This is a genomic window from Actinoplanes sp. OR16 (assembly GCF_004001265.1).
In the GTDB taxonomy this organism is placed as follows: Bacteria; Actinomycetota; Actinomycetes; order Mycobacteriales; family Micromonosporaceae; genus Actinoplanes.
In genome coordinates, this window is the sequence record NZ_AP019371.1 from 7,557,266 (window position 1) to 7,574,209 (window position 16,944).

At 71.0% G+C, this 16,944-nt stretch carries 13 protein-coding genes; 5 read left to right on the forward strand and 8 right to left on the reverse strand.

What is annotated here, in order from left to right; genetic code table 11:
- The first annotated feature begins 58 nt into the window (after positions 1-58).
- Positions 59-718: an HAD family phosphatase gene (locus EP757_RS34880; protein ID WP_127552640.1), complete on the forward strand. Its 660-nt coding sequence runs from the start codon at positions 59-61 to the stop codon at positions 716-718.
- Here the strand turns inward: EP757_RS34880 and EP757_RS34885 are convergent.
- The gene (locus EP757_RS34885; protein WP_160165978.1) at positions 699-2,240 is read right to left on the reverse strand and encodes a response regulator; all 1,542 of its coding nucleotides are present in this window, start codon (positions 2,238-2,240) and stop codon (positions 699-701) included. The genes EP757_RS34880 and EP757_RS34885 overlap by 20 nt on opposite strands.
- A gap of 67 nt (positions 2,241-2,307) precedes the next feature.
- Here EP757_RS34885 and EP757_RS34890 point away from each other — a divergent pair, with 67 nt between their 5' ends.
- Positions 2,308-5,628 (forward strand): PAS domain S-box protein, encoded by a 3,321-nt coding sequence (locus EP757_RS34890; protein WP_160165979.1) that lies wholly within the window; start codon positions 2,308-2,310, stop codon positions 5,626-5,628.
- On the opposite strand, the gene EP757_RS34895 is transcribed toward EP757_RS34890, so the two are convergent.
- The 5 genes from EP757_RS34895 to EP757_RS34915 form a co-directional block, all read right to left on the reverse strand.
- Positions 5,625-7,949 (reverse strand): phosphoenolpyruvate synthase, encoded by a 2,325-nt coding sequence (locus EP757_RS34895; protein WP_127554589.1) that lies wholly within the window; start codon positions 7,947-7,949, stop codon positions 5,625-5,627. The genes EP757_RS34890 and EP757_RS34895 overlap by 4 nt on opposite strands.
- Positions 7,950-8,114: 165 nt before the next feature.
- On the reverse strand, positions 8,115-8,666 hold the full coding sequence (locus EP757_RS34900; protein WP_160165980.1) for an AbfB domain-containing protein: 552 nt from the start codon (positions 8,664-8,666) through the stop codon (positions 8,115-8,117).
- Between the two features lie 78 nt (positions 8,667-8,744).
- The gene (locus EP757_RS34905) at positions 8,745-9,929 is read right to left on the reverse strand and encodes an RNA polymerase sigma factor (RefSeq protein WP_127552644.1); all 1,185 of its coding nucleotides are present in this window, start codon (positions 9,927-9,929) and stop codon (positions 8,745-8,747) included.
- On the reverse strand, positions 9,917-10,288 hold the full coding sequence (locus tag EP757_RS34910) for a YciI family protein (protein WP_127552645.1): 372 nt from the start codon (positions 10,286-10,288) through the stop codon (positions 9,917-9,919). The genes EP757_RS34905 and EP757_RS34910 overlap by 13 nt, the downstream gene beginning before the upstream one ends.
- A gap of 73 nt (positions 10,289-10,361) precedes the next feature.
- A complete protein-coding gene (locus EP757_RS34915) occupies positions 10,362-10,781 on the reverse strand; it encodes a hypothetical protein (RefSeq protein ID WP_127552646.1) in 420 nt (139 codons plus the stop codon).
- Positions 10,782-10,853: 72 nt separating this feature from the next.
- On the opposite strand from EP757_RS34915, the gene EP757_RS34920 reads away from it, so the two are divergent.
- Positions 10,854-11,291, forward strand: a complete 438-nt coding sequence (locus tag EP757_RS34920) for a hypothetical protein (RefSeq protein ID WP_127552647.1) — start codon at positions 10,854-10,856, stop codon at positions 11,289-11,291.
- A gap of 66 nt (positions 11,292-11,357) precedes the next feature.
- A complete protein-coding gene (locus tag EP757_RS34925) occupies positions 11,358-12,176 on the forward strand; it encodes a TIGR04222 domain-containing membrane protein (protein WP_127552648.1) in 819 nt (272 codons plus the stop codon).
- A 10-nt stretch (positions 12,177-12,186) separates the two neighbouring features.
- On the opposite strand, the gene EP757_RS34930 is transcribed toward EP757_RS34925, so the two are convergent.
- Positions 12,187-12,876 carry a hypothetical protein gene (locus EP757_RS34930; protein ID WP_127552649.1) on the reverse strand — a complete coding sequence of 230 codons (690 nt, stop codon included), beginning with the start codon at positions 12,874-12,876 and terminating at the stop codon, positions 12,187-12,189.
- A gap of 1 nt (position 12,877) precedes the next feature.
- Complete coding sequence (locus tag EP757_RS34935; RefSeq protein WP_127552650.1) at positions 12,878-13,381, reverse strand: SigE family RNA polymerase sigma factor; 504 nt, start codon at positions 13,379-13,381, stop codon at positions 12,878-12,880.
- 80 nt (positions 13,382-13,461) lie between these two features.
- Here EP757_RS34935 and EP757_RS34940 point away from each other — a divergent pair, with 80 nt between their 5' ends.
- Entirely contained in the window at positions 13,462-16,890 is a 3,429-nt protein-coding gene (locus EP757_RS34940) for an SCO7613 C-terminal domain-containing membrane protein (RefSeq protein ID WP_127552651.1), read from the forward strand.
- Positions 16,891-16,944 lie beyond the last annotated feature (54 nt).

The following is a 16,944-nucleotide window of genomic DNA, read 5'->3' on the forward strand; positions in this document are numbered from 1 at the left end:
CGCGCTGCGGGTCCGGGGCGGCGGGCGGTGGCCGGCGCGCTGACGGATACTGACCGGCGTGACGATCACGGCTCTGGTCTTCGACTTCGATGGTCTGCTCATGGACACCGAGACGACGCTGCTGGAGAGCTGGCGGTGGGAGTGGCGCCGGCACGGGCTGGAACTCGACCCCGGCGGGTTCTTCGCTGATCACGGCGGGGATGTGAACGAGGACCGCTACGCCGCGCTCGCCGCAGCGGTCGGCGCCGGATATGACCGGGACACCAGTCACACGCTGCGGCAGGCGTACCGGATGGGGTTGAACGCCGCCCTCAAGCCGGCGCCGGGCATCGAAGCCTGGCTGGCGCGGGGTGCCGAGCTGGGACTGCGGCTGGCCGTGGCGAGCAGTTCGCCGCTGTGGCATGTCGGCGCGATGCTGGACCAGGCGGGGCTGCGGGAGCGGTTCGACGTGATCGCGACCGGTGAGGAGGTGGCCGCGCACAAGCCGGATCCGGCCGTCTACCTGCTGGCGTTGCGACGACTGCGGATGACGCCGCAGCAGGCGGTCGCGTTCGAGGACACTCCTCACGGGGTGCGGGCGGCACAGGCCGCCGGCATGAAGAGCGTGGCCGTGCCGAACCCGCACGCCGACCACGCCCGGTTCGCCGAGGCCGACCTGCTGCTGTCCAGCGCCGCCGACCTCACCCTCGACGAGGTGCTCAGCAAGCTGGGAGGCTGATCTCGGCGCGGGTGCCACCGTCACCGGAGTGCAGGCGCAGCGAGCCGCCGGCCTGGCTGGCGATCTGCTGGGCGATGGAGAGGCCCAGCCCGGCGGTACGACTGCCCGTCTTCGTGGTGAAGAACGGCTCGAACGCCCGCCGCCGCACCTCCGGGGTCATCCCGCCGCCGGTGTCCACCAGCTCGATCCGGACCGTCGACGCGGGTCCCGCCGATGAGCAGATGGTCACGATGCCCCCGCGCGGCATGGCCTCGCAGGCGTTGCGGAACAGCACCTGCAGCAGCCGGTCCAGGGCGCGCCGATCGATGCTGACACACGGGGTGTCGGTGGCGAGGCGCGTGTCGACGAGGATGTCCGCGCCGCCTGCCTCCCGGGCGAACGCCCGCAGGAACCCGGTGACGTCCACCGCCGTCGGCTCGTTCACCTCGCTCCGGCCGAGCGCGAGCAGCCGGGCGGTCAGCTCGGCCGCGCGTTCCCCGCGCCGGGTCACCATGGCGAGGTCCTCCAGCAACCCGGTGGCGGTTCCCGCGGCGAGCCGGCCGGCGTCGCGGTCCTCGGTGATCGACGATCGGATCATCCGCAGGCAGCCGAGCATCGCGCCGACCACGTCGTCGAAGTCCTCGGCGACGCCGCCGGCCATCCGGCGCAGGCAGTCCATCCGGTCGGCGTCGTGGGCCGCGGCCTCCTCCTGCCGTCGTTTGATCTCCTGGGTGACCCGGTTCTCGGCGGCGACCACGTCGGAGATGTCGTCGACCATGACGACGGCGCCTTCGAGCAGGCTGTCGCCGAACGGGCGGAGGTGGACGCGCAGCCAGCGTTCGCCGTCGTCGCCACGGATCAGGTGGGTACGGAAACGGCGCTCCTCGCCGGGCAGCGCGCCGATCCGGTCGCCGGGTTCGAGGCAGATCTGCCAGCCGTCGCCGGTGAGGTCGGACGATCCGGTGATCTCGGTGAGGCGCGGATTGACGTAGACGGCGTGCCCGTCCGCGTCGAGCAGCGCGATCCCCACCGGTGACGCGGTCGCCATCGCCTCGAACTGCCGTTCGCTGTGCCGCAGGGCGTGCGTCTTCTCCACCAGTTTGGCGTTGACGGCCTTGCTGTGCACCCGGTCGAAGTCGACGGTCGCGCCGATGCTCACGTCGACCGGCCCGCTCCGGAGGACTTCGTCGACGGCGTCGAGCAGTTCGCTCGGGTCGGCGCTGCGCAGCACGACCCGCGACACCCCGTAGGTGTCGGCGAACGGCCGGGTCTCCGAGTCCAGGTAGTTCGCCGTGTAGAAGATGACCGGCGCGCGGGCGGCGAGGGGGTCGGCGCCGGTGCGCAGCCGATGGACCAGTTCGAGGCCGTCGATGCCGGGCATCAGCACGTCGGAGACGACCAGGTCGGGGTGCCGGTCCCGGACCACGTTGAGGGCGTCGATGCCGTCGCGGGCTTCGAGGACCTCATGGCCGCGACAGCTCAGCAGGGTGCTCATCACCTCGCGATTCACGGTGACGTCGTCGACGACGAGCACGGTGGCCATCTCGGTCCTCCTCGAAAAAGCAATCGTCCCTCTCCGGTTCGACCGGAAGGTGTGTAATGCGAAAGAAATGACCATGCAGATCGCGGCGGGTGTTCTCGCCCTGGTGACCGGACTTCCCACACTGGTGTGGGGCGCTCCGGAGCTGGGCGTCTGCCTGCTCGCGCTCGGCGCCGGTGCGATCACGATCGGCCGGGGCGCGGGAAGCCCGGTCTTCCCGGCGCTGGGGTTCATGAGCGCTCTGGCCGGGCTGCTGGTGGATCCGGATCCGGCGTCGCTCGGGTTCGCGCTGATCGCCGCCGCGCAGGCGCTGATCCTGGTGGCGGCGTCACGGCCGTGGGCGGTCCCGGCCGGTCAGGTCTGTGCCGTGGCGGCCGGCGGGATCAGTGTGCTGGGCTGCTACGGCGCTGTCTTCCAGGCGTCGTCGGTCGCGACCGTCCCCGGCCGGTGGGCGGTGTCGGTGCCGCTGGCCGGCGCGTCGTTCGGGCTGTCGCTGGCGGCGCTGGCCGACTCCCGGCAGATCGGGATCGCACGGCTGCTGTTCGGGCGTACCGTCAGCGCTCTTCTCACCCGCCGCCTCCTCGCGTCCTCACTGATCGTGCTCCCGATCGTGGGTCTCCTGCTGATCGCCGGGCAGAGCGCCGGCTGGTACGGCATCCATTTCCGGTACGCGATGCTCGTCGTGGCGGACGTGTTCCTGGTCGTGGTGGTGGGGCTGGTGACCGGCGCCCGGTTCGCCCGGATGGAGGCCGCCGACGTCGCCGCCCGCAAGGAGCTGCGTAAACGCGAGGGCATCGCGGCGATCATGCGGAACACGCCGACGGCCTTCTCGGTCAAGGGTCTCGACGGCCGCTATCTGGTCGCCTCCACCGCCTTCGAGCGGATGCACCACCTGACGCCGGGAGCGGCGATCGGGCTCGCCGACCGGGATCTGCACACTCCGGAGCGATTGGCGGAGATCGTACGCCGGGAGCGCGGTGTGCTGCGGTCCCGCGAAGCAGCGGTGTTCGAGGACGAACGCGATTCCCGGACGTTCGTCACCACCCTGTTCCCGATCAGCGACGAGACCGGCGAACCCGTCGCCGTCTGCAGCGGCATCACCGAGATCACCGAGGTGCGGCTCGCCGAGCGCAAGTTCAAGAGCCTGCTCGACGCCTCCCCGGAGGCCATGATCTGCGTGAACGCGGACGGCCGGATCGTCCTGGCGAACGCCCGCGCGCTGCGGGTCTTCCGGTACGACAGCGGCGAGCTCGTCGGCACCCCGATCGAGGCGCTCGTCCCGGCGGCCCGCCGTGCCGCGCACCTGACGCACCGGCGGGACTACCTCGCCGACCCGGCGCCCCGGCACATGGGCAAGGGGATGCGCCTCACCGCGGTCCGCAAGGACGGCACCGAGCTGCTGGTCGAGGTGAGCCTCGCGCCGATGGACAGCGAGAACGGCCCGGTCGTGTTCGCGGCGGTCCAGGACATCACCGCCGAGGTGGAGGCGGAGCAGCGGCTGCGGACCGAGCGCTCCCAGCTTCAGATGATCATCGAGGCGGCCTGCGACCCGTTCGTCAGCATGAACGACCGCGGCTGGATCACCGAGTTCAACGGGCAGGCCGAGCGGGTCTTCGGCTGGAAGCGCACCGAGGTGATCGGCCGGATGGTGGTCGGCACGATCGTACCGGCCCGCTACGGCGGTGTCCTGAAGCGGCTGCTCGGCGGCGGCTGGGACGTGCTGCTGGACCAGCCGACCGAGATGTTCGCGGCGCACCGGGACGGCACCGAGATCCCGGTCGAGCTGGCGTTGTGGCGGATCGAGCGGGATGGGCTGCCGACGTACCACGCCTTCCTCCGCGACATCACCGCGCGCCGCCAGACCGAGCTGGCCCTCGCCGAGGCTCGCGATCAGGCCATCGAGACGGCACGGCTGAAGTCACAGTTCCTGGCCTCGATGAGCCACGAGATCCGGACCCCGATGAACGGTGTGATCGGCTTGACCGGCCTCCTTCTGGACACTGCTCTCGACGAGCAGCAGCGCCGGTACGCCGAAGGCATCCGTGGCGCCGGGGCCGGACTCCTCTCGGTCATCAACGACATCCTCGACTTCTCCAAGCTCGAAGCCGGGAAGGTGGTGCCGGAGCGGGTCGACTTCGCGGTGGGCCGTCTCCTGGACGAGGTGGTGACGCTGCTCGACGACGGCACCCTGACCGTTCTCGCCGAATGCGATCCCCGGCTGCCGGCGACGCTGAGCGGCGACGCCGGCAAGCTGCGCCAGGTGCTGCTGAATCTGGTCGGGAACGCCGTCAAGTTCACCGAGAAGGGCCGGGTGACGGTCGGTGCGACGACGGTCGCTGACGGGCCGCCGCTGCGGGTGCGGTTCGCGGTGACCGACACCGGCATCGGGATCGAGGAGGCGAAGCTGCAGGCACTCTTCGAGCCGTTCACCCAGGCCGACGCGAGCACCACCCGGCGGTTCGGCGGCACCGGCCTCGGGCTGGCGATCTGCCAGGAGCTGGTGCACATCATGGGCGGCGAGATGACGGTCCGCAGCACCCCCGGCGTGGGCAGTACGTTCTCGTTCACCGTGCCGCTGTTCCCGGCCCTTGCTCCTCCGGCGCCGGCCGAACCGAAGGCGCCGGTCACCACGAAGAACCGCGGTCACGTCCTGCTCGTCGAGGACAACGAGATCAACCAGGTGGTGGCGCTCGGCCTGCTCACCCGGCTGGGCTGCACCGCCGACCTGGCCCCGGACGGCCGGACTGCCGTGGCGATGGCGGCCACCTCCCCGTACCGGGCGATCTTCATGGACTGCCAGATGCCGATCATGGACGGCTACACCGCCACCGAGGAGATCCGCCGTACCGGCTCGCACGTCCCGATCATCGCGATGACCGCCGGCGCGCTGGCCGAGGACAAGGCCCGCTGCCTGGCCGCCGGCATGGACTACCACATCGCCAAACCGCTGATACCGGCCGACATCGCCGCCGCCCTGGACCGGTGCGCGGAACCGCTCACCCAGCAGATCACCCAGCGCCTGGACCTGCTCCGCAAGGCCGCGCCCACCCTCGACGACGAGACGCTGAGCGGACTGCTGGGCCGGCTGGCCTCGCAGATCCCGGCCCTGGTCGACGACATCGGCCAGGCCCTCGCCATGGAGGACCGGGACGCGCTCGCCGAGGCGGCGCACCAGCTGAAGGGCGCCGCCGCGAACCTGGGCGCCCAGTCCCTCGCCGACGTCTGCGACCAGCTGGAGAATGCCGACCTGGAGACGGCCGTCGTCGCGGTCCCGGCCCTGAGGTCCGCGGCCGGCCACACCCTCGACGCGGTCGGCACCGTTCAGAGATCGATGTCGCCGCCGGCGACGGAGGTGGAAGCCCTCCCGGCCGCCTTCCGGACAGCCGGCTAGTCCAGCAACTCCACCCACCCCGCGGTGCCGTGCACGCGGATCCGCCGGCCGTCGGTGATCAGCGCGGTGGCGTTCTCCACGCCGACGACCGCGGGCAGTCCGTACTCCCGGGCGATCACCGCGCCGTGCGTCATCTGGCCACCCACCTCGGTGACCAGCCCGCTGACGCTGACGAACGCCGGTGTCCAGCTGGGATCGGTGTACGCGGTGACCAGGATGTCCCCGGGCTCCAGATCCGCCTCCGCCATGTCGTGCACGACCCGGGCCCGCCCCTCCACGGTTCCCGCCGAGACGGGCAGCCCGGCCAGCGCACCGGCCGGCAGATCGTCGCGGCGGTAGGCCCCGGTGAGCGCCTCGCCCTCGGAGGTCAGCACCCGCGGCGCGCTCAGCGTCAGATACGACCGGAACGCCGCCTTGCGCTCGCCGATGAGCCGCTCGTCGACCTGCCGCGTGCGCACCACATCCCGGAATTCCTCCAGCGTCAGATAGAACACGTCCTCCGGATCACGGAACATGCCGGCCTCGCTCAGCAGCGCCTTCTTGTAGACGAAATATCTGCTGACCAGGTGGTATTTGGGGTACTCGCGATAGCCGATGAACGTCCGTACCCGGTCGATCATCTGTTTCGTCTCGGCCGCTTTCGCCTCGCCGTCCGGCAGTTCACGAAGCCGGGCCAACACCGATTCCTCCTTGCGCAGCGCCTCCTGCCGGCCCTGCTCGAATCGGCGCGCACCCTCGCCCGGCGCCGCATTCCGCACATTGCTGAGAATCATCGGATAGAGGGCGTCCGGCTGCTCGCTCCACCGCGGCCGGGTGATGTCGATCTCGCCGACGCAGCGCATCCCGTAGTCGTCCAGATATCGGAGGATCGCCTCGTACGCGGCCCGGCCGCCGGTCACCTCGGGCAGCCGTTCCAGGGGGCCGTCGTCCTGCAGGAAAGCGACCACTGCGGGGTACGGCCGGATCACGTCGGCCACGTCGAGCAACGCCAACCCCATCGCGGACGTCACGTTCCCGGGGGCGGACTGGGTCAGCGTGTCCGCGACATTCTTCTCACCGAGCCACGCCGCCACGTGCTCGTTGAGCCACCAGGAGCCCTGCATTCCCGCCAGGATGGCCGGCATGTTCCGCGGATCGAACAGGATCTGGCGCATCTGCTGGATGTCGGTGATGACGAAGTCGAGCAGTTCCACACCGGTCTTCGTGGCGATGTCGCGCTTCAGTGTCTCCAGCGACGCCTCACGGGCCGCGACCAATTCCGCCACGATGGCCGGATCGTTCGGCAACGCCGTGTCATCCGGGCCGCCAGGGGCGCCGGGAAACGACACGTCCGACGACAGCGGCACGAAGTCCTTGCGATCCACGATGGTCTGCAGCGCATCGCCGATCAAGGGATCGGACCTTCCCAGCCCTTGTACGAGGGCAGCGCTGAGCCGTGGCGTCACGTCGACGAAGAGCCGCCCACCGGCATCGACCATGTGACCCGGTGACGTCGCCTTCCACACGGAGATGCCCAGCGGTTTCATCGCCTCGGTCATCATCTGCTGGTGGCCGACCGACACATAGACGTGGTTGGCGTCGTCGTCCACGACCGGGATCGGGAACAATGTGGTGATCGGCCGGCTCTGCACCACCGCGAATCCGTCCGCGTCCCGACACCACTCGATGTCCTGCGGGCTGCCGAAATGCGACTCGATCCGGCGGCCGAGCGCTGCCAGGCGTACGACATCGGGGTCTTTCAGAATGCCGCCGCCCGGAGCGGTCCTCCGATCGGTGACCACGCCGTCGCGCACTTGGTAGACGTCCGGGTTGACCAGGCCGGAAACGAGCGCCTCACCCAGACCGGCCACGGCGTCGATCGAGACGATCCGGCGATTCCCGGTGACCGGATCGGCCGTGAACATGACTCCCGCGGCCTGCGGAACAACCATCCGCTGCACGACCACGGCCATCCGCACGTCACTATCCGGAATCCCGTTCCGCTGCCGATAGGCGACCGCCCGTTCGGTGAACAGCGACGCCCAGCACTGCCGGATGCGGTCGAGAACCGCCTCTTCCCCGACGACGTTCAGATAGGAGTCGTGCTGCCCGGCGAACGACGTCTCCGCCGAATCCTCGGCCGTCGCACTGGACCGGACCGCATAGGCGGCATCCGGGTCGACTGCCAGTCTGATCGCCGCTTCGACATCGCCCGCATCCCCTTCATGGAGAACGCGCTCGAAAGCCTCCGTCGTCACACAGAATCCACCCGGAACCCGCACTCCCCCGATCCGGGAAAGCTCCCCGAGATTCGCCCCTTTACCGCCGGCCACCCCGGCCATCGTCCGATCGAGCTCCGCCAGATCCACGACGTAGCGGCTCACCCGCCCACCGTCCCCTCACCTCGACTCCGGCGATTGTGCAGGACAAATGGGGCCTTGCGGCAAGAACCCCCCTTTGCTATAGCTTAGAAGTGGAGGGGTGAGCCACAGGTCATCTGCGCGTCGTCAGGCCAGCGGTGGCCGGGCCGCCCAGGTGGAGTCCTCGGCGAACAGCCGGCTGCCGTCATCGGGGTGCAGCCACAGGTGATAGTCGGCGTGCCTGATGTAGCGGCCCGGGAAGTTGTACGACTCGAGCGAGATCCAGCCGGAACCGGACGAGGCGTTGCCGCCTCGGACGTAGAAGGTGGCGTCCTCGCGGTAGAGCCGGGAGCCGTCGGACTGGCTGATCTGCAGCCGGAAGCCCGAGTGCCGCAGGTAGAAGCTCGGATAGTTCTTGGAGCGCAGCGACACCCCGGCACCGGCCAGCCCGGGGACGAGCAGCCAGGTGGCGTCGTCGCGGTCCAGCTGGCTGGAGACCGTGGTCAGCTCACCGAGCGAGTTCCGGTGGCGGGCGAAATGCCCGGGGAAGTTGAAGGACTCCAGCGAATAGTTCCGTGAGAGCGGCAGGGCGGCGGCGGCCGGTGCGGCAGCGACGCCGAGGGCTGCCACCACGGAGACGACGGCGGCGAGCAGGACCCTCCATCGACGGGCCTTCCCTTGGCGCAACAGTGTCGACATGCGGTCCCCCCATCGAGCCGGCGAATTTGAGATGAGCATATGCCCGGCAAATCGGGTTAATCGGCAACAGCCGATAACTCATACATCTGACGCCTTCGACTCCAGATACCGCTGCTCAGGACGGCTGAGCGTGAGCCGCGCCGCCAGCCGATAGAACGTCACCGCCCGGGCACGATCACCGGCGAGCTCCAGCAGATGTGCCCGGACGGCAGCGGTCCGATGATGCCGGGCCAGCACCGGGTCACCGGAGACCTCGTCGAGAGCCGCCAGCCCCGCCTCCGGACCGGAGACCATCGCGAGTGCCACGATGCGGTTCAGCGTCACCATGGGGTTCGGGGAAAGAGCGTGCAGCATCCCGTACAAGGCAAGGATCTGCTCCCAATCGGTGTCCTCGGCCCGCGTCGCCTCATCGTGGATCGCCGCGATCGCGGCCTGCAGTTGGAAGGGACCGATCGGCGTCCGCTCCAGCGCGCCGGTGATGATCGAGACGCCTTCGGCGATGGCGGCGGCGTCCCAGCGCGTCCGATCCTGATCAGCGAGAGGGATCAACGACCCATCTTTTCCTGTACGCGCGGAGCGCCGTGCGTCGGTCAGCACCATCAGCGCGAGGAGTCCCGCCACCTCGCCATCGTCGGGCAGTCGCCGATGCAGCTGACGGGTCAGCCGGATCGCCTCCCGGGTCAGCTCCACCCGGTGCAGCGCGTCGCCGGAACTGGCCGTGTACCCCTCGTTGAAGAGCAGATAGAGCACGTGCAGGACCGGCGTGACCGATTCCGGCATGGTGAACCGGGCGCCACTCTCCCGGATCCGCTGCTTGGCCCGGCTGATCCGCTGCCCCACCGTCGACTCCGGCAGCAGCAGGGCCCGGGCGATCTCCGCGGTGGTGAGCCCGGCGACGGCACGCAGAGTGAGCGTCACCTGCGCCGGCACGCTCAGTGCGGGATGACAGCAGAGCTGCAGCAACGCCAGCTCGTCATCGCCGCGAACCTCCGGCTCGGGCTCCCGCCGCACCGCCTCCTCACGGCGCCGGCGCGCGGTCTCGGTGCGATGCAGCGACACCCGGCGCCGGCTCGCCACGGTGATCAGCCAGCCGCGCGGATGCTCCGGGATCCCGGTGCGCGGCCACTGCTCGCCGGCCGTGATCAGCGCTTCCTGCACGGCGTCCTCGCAGGCGTCGAAGTCGCCGTAGCGGCGCACCAGCGCGGCCAGGACCTGCGGCGCGCACTCGCGCAGCAGGTCCGGCAGCGCGGTCACAGATCCCATTGACTCATGTCGAGCACCGGGCGCACCTCGACCCTGGTGTATGCGGCGTCCGGCGCCTTCGCGGCCCACTCCACCGCCTCGTCCAGGCCGGCCACGTCGATCAGGTAGAAGCCGGCCAGGTGTTCCTTGACTTCGGCGTACGGGCCGTCGGACGTGATCGTCCGGCCGTCGCGCACCGAGACCTGGGTGGCCAGGGCCGGGTCACCCAGCCCTTCGCTCGCGACCAGCACCCCTGCTTCGCGCATCTTCTCGGTCAGCCGCAGGTGGCCGAGGCCGAAGTCGGTGCGCTGCTGGTCGGTCAGCGTCTCCCAGACGGCCAGGGACTGCGGGTTCGACTGGATCAGGATCACGTACTTCACGGATCTCCTCCTTCGCTCCTGCCATGGTGACGAAACCGGCCGCCCGGATTTCGACACCACGGCGGGACGGAGGTCAGTCGATCAGCCAGCCGGCCACCGACAGGCCGGCCGGGGTGAGCGAGAACGCCAGCGTCATGATCGTCACGACCAGGCCGCCGATCAGCGCGGCGAACAGGTTCCGGCGGCCCTTCGCGTACCCGACGATGAGCGTCAGCACCGAGGCGACCAGGCTGAACCCGAGCACCATCGGCGCCATGCCCACCGTCCACATGACCGGTTCCGCCCAGGCCCAGCCGGCGTAGACGTCCTCGGTCGCGGTGAACTGGTCGTCCACCGACGGGATGTACCAGAACCCGGAGAACTCCTTGGCGTGCGCGACCGCACTCGCGAAACAGACGGCGTACCAGGCGGCGTAGGCGAACTGGAAACCCGCGAGCAGCCACCCTTCGGTACGGGCCGGCTTACGTGCGGAGAGGCTTGCCGTGGCGGTCATCGCAGCATCCTGACATCCCGTTCCCCCGAAGGACAGAGGCAGCCGGTGGCGCGGGTGGATCACACTGTGGACGTGCGAGTGGTGACCCGGGCGGACAACGGCGAATGGGTGGTGTGGCGGGTCGGCCGCCGGCGGCTGGCCTGGCAACCGCAATATCGTAGCCGGGGCGGCGGTAGCGGCCTCGATCTCACCTGGTTCCAGGGCGAGTTCGCCGCGTTCATCGTGCTGCCGATCGTGGGCCTCATGCTGCTGTGGGGGGTGATGAACTGGCTCCTCGTGCTCCTGGCGACCGCCGTGGTGTGGCCGTGGCGGGCGATCACCGGGCGCTGGCTGGTGGTCGCGTACGTGACCGACACCGGTGGCGAGGAGTTCGACAGCCAGTGGGTGCAGGGCCGGTCGGCCGCCGACGAACTGGCCCGGCGGTGGGCGACCGAGATCGAACAACACGGGCGACCCACTACGGGGGCGGCCGGCCGGCGACCGATCCGACAGGCCGATGTCGAGGGCTGAGGACACGGCCTCGTCCTCGTCAGCAGCGACACCGAACCGGTGGCTGCGCCTTGCCACACTTGAACCGTGATCGATGCCTCGCCCGCGAGTGTCCTGGTCCTGAGTGCCTGCCTGGCGTTGGTCGCCCTCGTGAGTACCGGCGTGGTGCGACGTTGGGCGCGCCGCGGGGCGAATCCGCACCTGCGCGGTGAAGCGCTGGAACTCGCCTATGTCAACGGCGGTCCCCGGCTCGTGCTGTTCACCGGCTTGGCCGAGCTGCGCCGGCGCGGCCTCGTTCAGGCGGCGCCGCTGTGGCGCGGCGGTGGCGTCGAGCGGATCCCCGGGCCGGACCTGCCCGGTGACGTGCCGCCCCTGCTGCCCGCCCTGCTCGACGCCCTGCGGGAGTACGACCACGTGCCCGCGCTGCTCGCCGACGAGCGCCTTGCCGCCGAGGTGGACGAGATCGGCATCAGGGTGGTGCGGCGCGGGTGGCACCTCTCGGCCCGCACCAAGATGCGGGTCACCCGGTTCGCCCCGGGCTGGCTCGCCGCGCTCTGGTGCCTTGCCGCGTTCGCACTGACGCTGCCCGACTTCTCCGTGCCCGGCCGGTCCCTGCAGGCGCTCGGGCTGCTCGGCCTGGGCGCCTTCACGGCAATCGGCACGTACATCATCGTCGATCTTCCCCTGTCCACCCGCGCCGGGCGCGCTGCCCTGTGGCAGACCCGGGTGCCCACCGGTGACGAGTCGCTCCTGTACGAGATCGCCCTCGGGGGCCAGGCGGCGTTCTGGAGAGATGAGTCGGACTTCGCAAGCTCGGCCGGAGGCTCGCCGATCGACCCGAGCCCGTTCCCGCACCTCATGACCCACCGCGGTGATCTACGGCGGGGATGGATGCACGATCACTGAGGCGGCGATCTCACTGCGGGAAGAGGGTGAGGCCCGGGTTGCCGGCGATGGTCGCCAGCTGCTCCGGCGGAAGGGCGTCCGCCGTCGCCAGCACCAGGATCATCGTGCCGTCCCGCCGGTACGCGTCGGCCTGCACCCCCTGCCCGGAATCGACCGTCGTCACCACCGTCTCGTCCCCGGTGACCAGGTAGGAGCACTTCCAGTCGGCGCCGGTCGGGCACTGGGTGTCCGCCCGCCGGGCCGGGTACTCGTGGCCCGCGATGATCCGCACCTGCATCCGGCCGCCGCCGGGCAGGTTCACGAGGGTCTCGTACCGCAGCCGCTTGGTGTTCCAGGCGAACGTGTCGACCGGCGCGTCCAGGGCCTTCGCCAGAACCGCGGTGAGCCGCCGGGCCGCCGCACCACAGGACTCGGACGGCCGCGGCGCGGGATGCGACTGCTGCGGACCGGGTTCCGGCGTCGCCGTCAGGTCCACGGTGGGACAGACCGGGGCGGGCACGGCAGCGATCGTGACCGGGTGACGGTCCGGGGAGATCACCGCGAAGCCCACACCGACGGCCAGCACCGCCGCGGCGCCGCCGACCGCCCACCGGAGACGCCGGACCCGCCGCCGCTCCCCCGCGACCAGGCCGTCGACCGAGATGGCGCTCGGCGGGCCGTCCTGCGACGCGGCCCGCATCCACTCCGACATGTGCACCATCTCAAACCTCCTCAGCCACGAGCGCCGACCCGCCCAGCCGCGTCCGCAACGTCTCCAGCGCCCGCGCCGTCTGACTCTTCACCGTCCCGGTCGAGCAGCCCAGTTGCGCGGCCGTCTCCTCCACCGACAGGTCACAGAAGTACCGCAGCACCAGCACCGCCCTGCGGCGCGGCGGCAGTTCACCCAGCAGCGCCACGAACATCTGCCGATCGGCGACCGACTCCGGGCCGCCCGTCACCGGCCGGTCCGGGACCGCGACCATCGGCTGTTCACGCCGCCACGACCGGCGGCGCTCGTTCAGCATCGTGCGGACCAGGATCTGCCGGACGTACGCCTCGGGATGCTCCACCGCCGACACCCGCCCCCAATGCCGGTAGAGCCGGACCAGCGCGATCGACACGAGGTCGTCGGCGGCATGCCAGTCCCCGCACAACAGGTAGGCGGTCCGCCGCCAGCCGTCCATCCGGCCGGAGACGTACTCCCGGTACTCATCGACATCTGCCACGTCTTCTTCAACACGTCCCTTCGCCCGCCGGGTTGCCCACCCCTATCGAGAACCTTGCGGGGGTACGGGAAACTAACGCCGTGACCACCGCGCCGTCGACATATCCCTGTCCCCACTGCGGGACGGTGGCGTCGGCCGTGACCGGTTGCCCCGGCTGTGGCCGCGCCCCGGACGCCGACGCGCTCGAAGTGATGCGCCTCGACGCCGAGTTGACGGCTCTCCGTGGTGACCTCGACCGGGCGCAGGCCGTGGTGGTGTCGTTGCAGCGGCAGATCACGGACATGACGACGCAGCGGAACACCGTCGCTTTCCGGGTCACGGAGTCGGTTCGGGCGACTAAATCAGCAGAAGTACGGAAAAATCCGGCACCGACCGCCGTCCTCGGCCCGGGCGCTCATCCGTCTCAGGGCCCAGCTGCCTCGCCTGGGCTGGCTCCCTCACCTGGCCCGGCCGAGTCGAAGCTGAGCGCGCTGACCGTGCAGAACGTGCTCTTCGCCCTCGGCGGCCTGCTGCTCATCGTCGCCGCAGCCGTCTTCACCGCCGTGGCCTGGGCGCAGGTGGGCGTCACCGGCCGCGCCGCCATCCTCGCCGCCACGACCGCCGCCGTCCTGGCGGTTCCGCCGTTCGCGAAGCGGCGCGGCCTCACCGCAGCCGCCGAAACCCTGGCGGCCGTCGGCCTGCTGATGATCCTGCTCGACGCGTACGCCGCCTGGGCCGTCGACTTCCTGCAGGTCAGAAGCCTGGCACCGGAGGCGTACGCGGCAGCGGCCGGCGCCGTGACCGCCGCAGTGGCGTACGGCTACGGCAGGCTGACCGGCCTCCGCGGCCCGGCGATCGCGGCCCTGCTGATCTGCCAGCCGGTGCTACCCCTGCTGGCCGCCTCCGCCGACCCCGGCCCGACCGCCTGGTCACTCACCCTGACCGCCGTCACCGCCCTGAACGTGGCAGTCCTCCACCGCAGCGGCTTCGCACCGACGGGGCCGGCCGTGGTCGCCTACGTCTGCGGTTCCCTCGCCGCTGCCGTCTCCGCGCTGATCGCGATCGTGGACCTCGTCACCACCGCGGCAGAGGCGACCGCGCCGGAGGCGGCCTCTTCCGGTGGCGCGACCGGGGCAGCCGCTGCCGGTGGTGCGCTGGTGCTGGTCACCGCCGTGGTCACGGTCGCGGCCGTACTCGCCGGCAACCGCGTGGCGCAGACGATCGCCGCCGGTCTGCTCACCGTGGCCGTCGCGGTGGCGGCCGGAACATGGTCTCTCCTGGTAGGCGCCGGGCCGTCGTCGTCCGGAGTCCCGCGCCTCGCCACGGTCGCCCTGATCATCGCCGCGCTCGCCGCCGTCGTCCGGCCGCGCCTGCCCGAACCGGTCGGCAAGGGACCCCGGACAGCGGCGTTGCTGGTGACGGCCGTGCCCGCGCTGGGGTCGGCCGCCGCCGTGGCGGTCGGCGCGCTGCGGACTGCCGAAGCCGCCACGCCCCTGCTCGGCGCGCCGGCGAACGCGCGTGTGGACGGTCCCGGCTGGACGCTGATCGCGGCGGTGGTCGCGGTGCTCTGTTCGTACGGAATCCTCCTGGAAAGCCGGCACCGCACGGACCTGGCCCTGACCGCCCTGGCCGGGACCGCGCTGCTCGTGCCCGCGGCGTTCCATCTGCCCTGGTGGACCGCTGTGCCCCTGGGCCTGCTCACCGCCGCGGCAGCGCTCACGCTGATCGCCCGCGCCGCCACCGCACCGTGGCCGCTGTTCCGCCCGATCGTCGCCGCGCTACTGACCGCGCACGCGCTCGTCGTAGCTCTGGGTGATCCCGCGGTGGGCGCGACCGCCTTCACCACGCTCGCGTTGATCGGTTTCCTGACTTCCTTCCTGGTACGCCGGGAGCACCACCTCCTGGCCGCCACGTCAACGACGATCGCCCTGCTGGCCGTCCCCGCCGCGGTGTCGCTGACCCTCCTGGCCTTCGACGCGTCGCCGACGTGGCAGGTCAGGGCCCAATCGGTCATCGCCGTCCTGCTGCTGGCTGCTGCACGCGCCCTGCCCTGGCACCGCCCGCAGACCACCGTCGTAGCCCTGCTGATGTCAGCAGCCCTGCCCCTGACGGCCCTGACCGGCGACGATCCGGTAGCCCTCTACGCCGCGACCGCCCTCCTCCTGATCGCCACCACTCCCCTCACCCTGCGTGACACCACCGCCGTCGCCGTGGTGGCAGCGATCGTGCCGGTAACCGTGCTCCTCTTCGGGCTGGCACCCGAACTCTCCACCGTGCTGCTGAAGCCCTACACCGCACTGACCACCTTCTGGTCCGGCGAGGCGCCCGCAGCCGAAACCGCCCGCTGGTCTTCCCTGCTCGCCCTGCTGATGGTCACGGCCGCCGCCGCGCTGGTCGGATATCGATCAGCCGGACCACGGGCTGCCCTCTGGTGCGGGTCCCCTGTCGTCGCCGTCCTGGTTCCCCTGACCTTCGCCGCCTTCGAAGCACCGTGGCCGTCAGTGCTTCTCGCCGGCCTGGTCACCGGCCTCCTGGGCATCGTGGCCCTCATCATCCTGCCGTCCCCGATGGCGTGGACCGGTGTCGTCTTCGGGGCGCTCGCCGCTGCCGGGCTGGCGGGGACCACCGCTGTCCAGGGGGCGATGCTGGCCGGGTTTGCGCTGGTCACCGTCGCGGCGGTGGTGTGCGGGGTGGCCGGGCGCGGCGCAGCGGGACGGGTTGCCGGATGGGTGGGGGCGGGCGTCGGCACGGTCGTCACGGCGTACACGGCAAGCCGGATCTTGGATCTCGGAGCCGGCGCCGGACCGATCAGCGTGCTCGCCGCGGCCGCCGTCGTCGTCGCTCTCGAAGCGGTCCTCGCCGCACGCCGTCCGCGAGAAGCGCCCGCCGTGGCCGCCGTCGCTCACGCATCGGCGCTGGTCGCGCTCGTGATCGCCGGTACGCTCGGCCGCGCCGCCCTGATCGCCACTCTCTGGGCGGCGGTGCTCGGACTGCGAGCGCTGCGACCCGGTGAGATCCGCGCTGTCCGATTCCGATACGCCATCGCGGCCGCCGGGAGCGCACTGCTCGGCTGGTGGCTGCTCCTCGGCTCGCGGGATGTGCAGACGCCGGAGATCTACACGCTTCCGGCAGCGGCGTTCGCGCTCGGGGCCGGCTGGCTCGCCCGTCGTGGCCGGCCGGAGTTGCCGTCGTGGACCGCCTACGGGCCCGCCCTGGCCGTGGGTTTCCTGCCGACGCTCGCGGTGATCGTCGGTGACGAACCCGAATACCCGCGCCGCCTGCTGCTCGGCCTCGGCGCTCTCGCGGTCCTGCTGGCCGGCGCGCGGGCCCGGCTGCGAGCACCGGTCGTGGCCGGCGGTCTCATGCTGGCGCTGACCGCGTTGCACGAGCTGATCCAGGTGTGGGATTTCGTGCCACGGTGGGTGCCGCTCGCGGTCGGCGGCCTCCTGCTCGTCGGCGTAGCCACCACGATGGAACAGCGCCGCCGCGACCTGCTGCGACTGCGCACCGCCGTGGGCCGGATGAGCTGACCCCGGCTGAGCGGCCGGAGCCGGGTTCATGCCCGGATTTGTCGCTCTCCCGTA

Excerpts from the sequence above, each read along its gene's own strand:
- EP757_RS34885 (WP_160165978.1), bottom strand. The coding sequence starts at position 2,240 with ATGGCCACCGTGCTCGTCGTCGACGACGTCACCGTGAATCGCGAGGTG.
- EP757_RS34900 (WP_160165980.1), bottom strand. The coding sequence starts at position 8,666 with ATGTCGACACTGTTGCGCCAAGGGAAGGCCCGTCGATGGAGGGTCCTG.
- EP757_RS34905 (WP_127552644.1), bottom strand. The coding sequence starts at position 9,929 with ATGGGATCTGTGACCGCGCTGCCGGACCTGCTGCGCGAGTGCGCGCCG.
- EP757_RS34930 (WP_127552649.1), bottom strand. The coding sequence starts at position 12,876 with ATGGTGCACATGTCGGAGTGGATGCGGGCCGCGTCGCAGGACGGCCCG.
- EP757_RS34915 (WP_127552646.1), bottom strand. The coding sequence starts at position 10,781 with ATGACCGCCACGGCAAGCCTCTCCGCACGTAAGCCGGCCCGTACCGAA.
- EP757_RS34890 (WP_160165979.1), top strand. The coding sequence starts at position 2,308 with ATGACCATGCAGATCGCGGCGGGTGTTCTCGCCCTGGTGACCGGACTT.
- EP757_RS34895 (WP_127554589.1), bottom strand. The coding sequence starts at position 7,949 with ATGGCCGGGGTGGCCGGCGGTAAAGGGGCGAATCTCGGGGAGCTTTCC.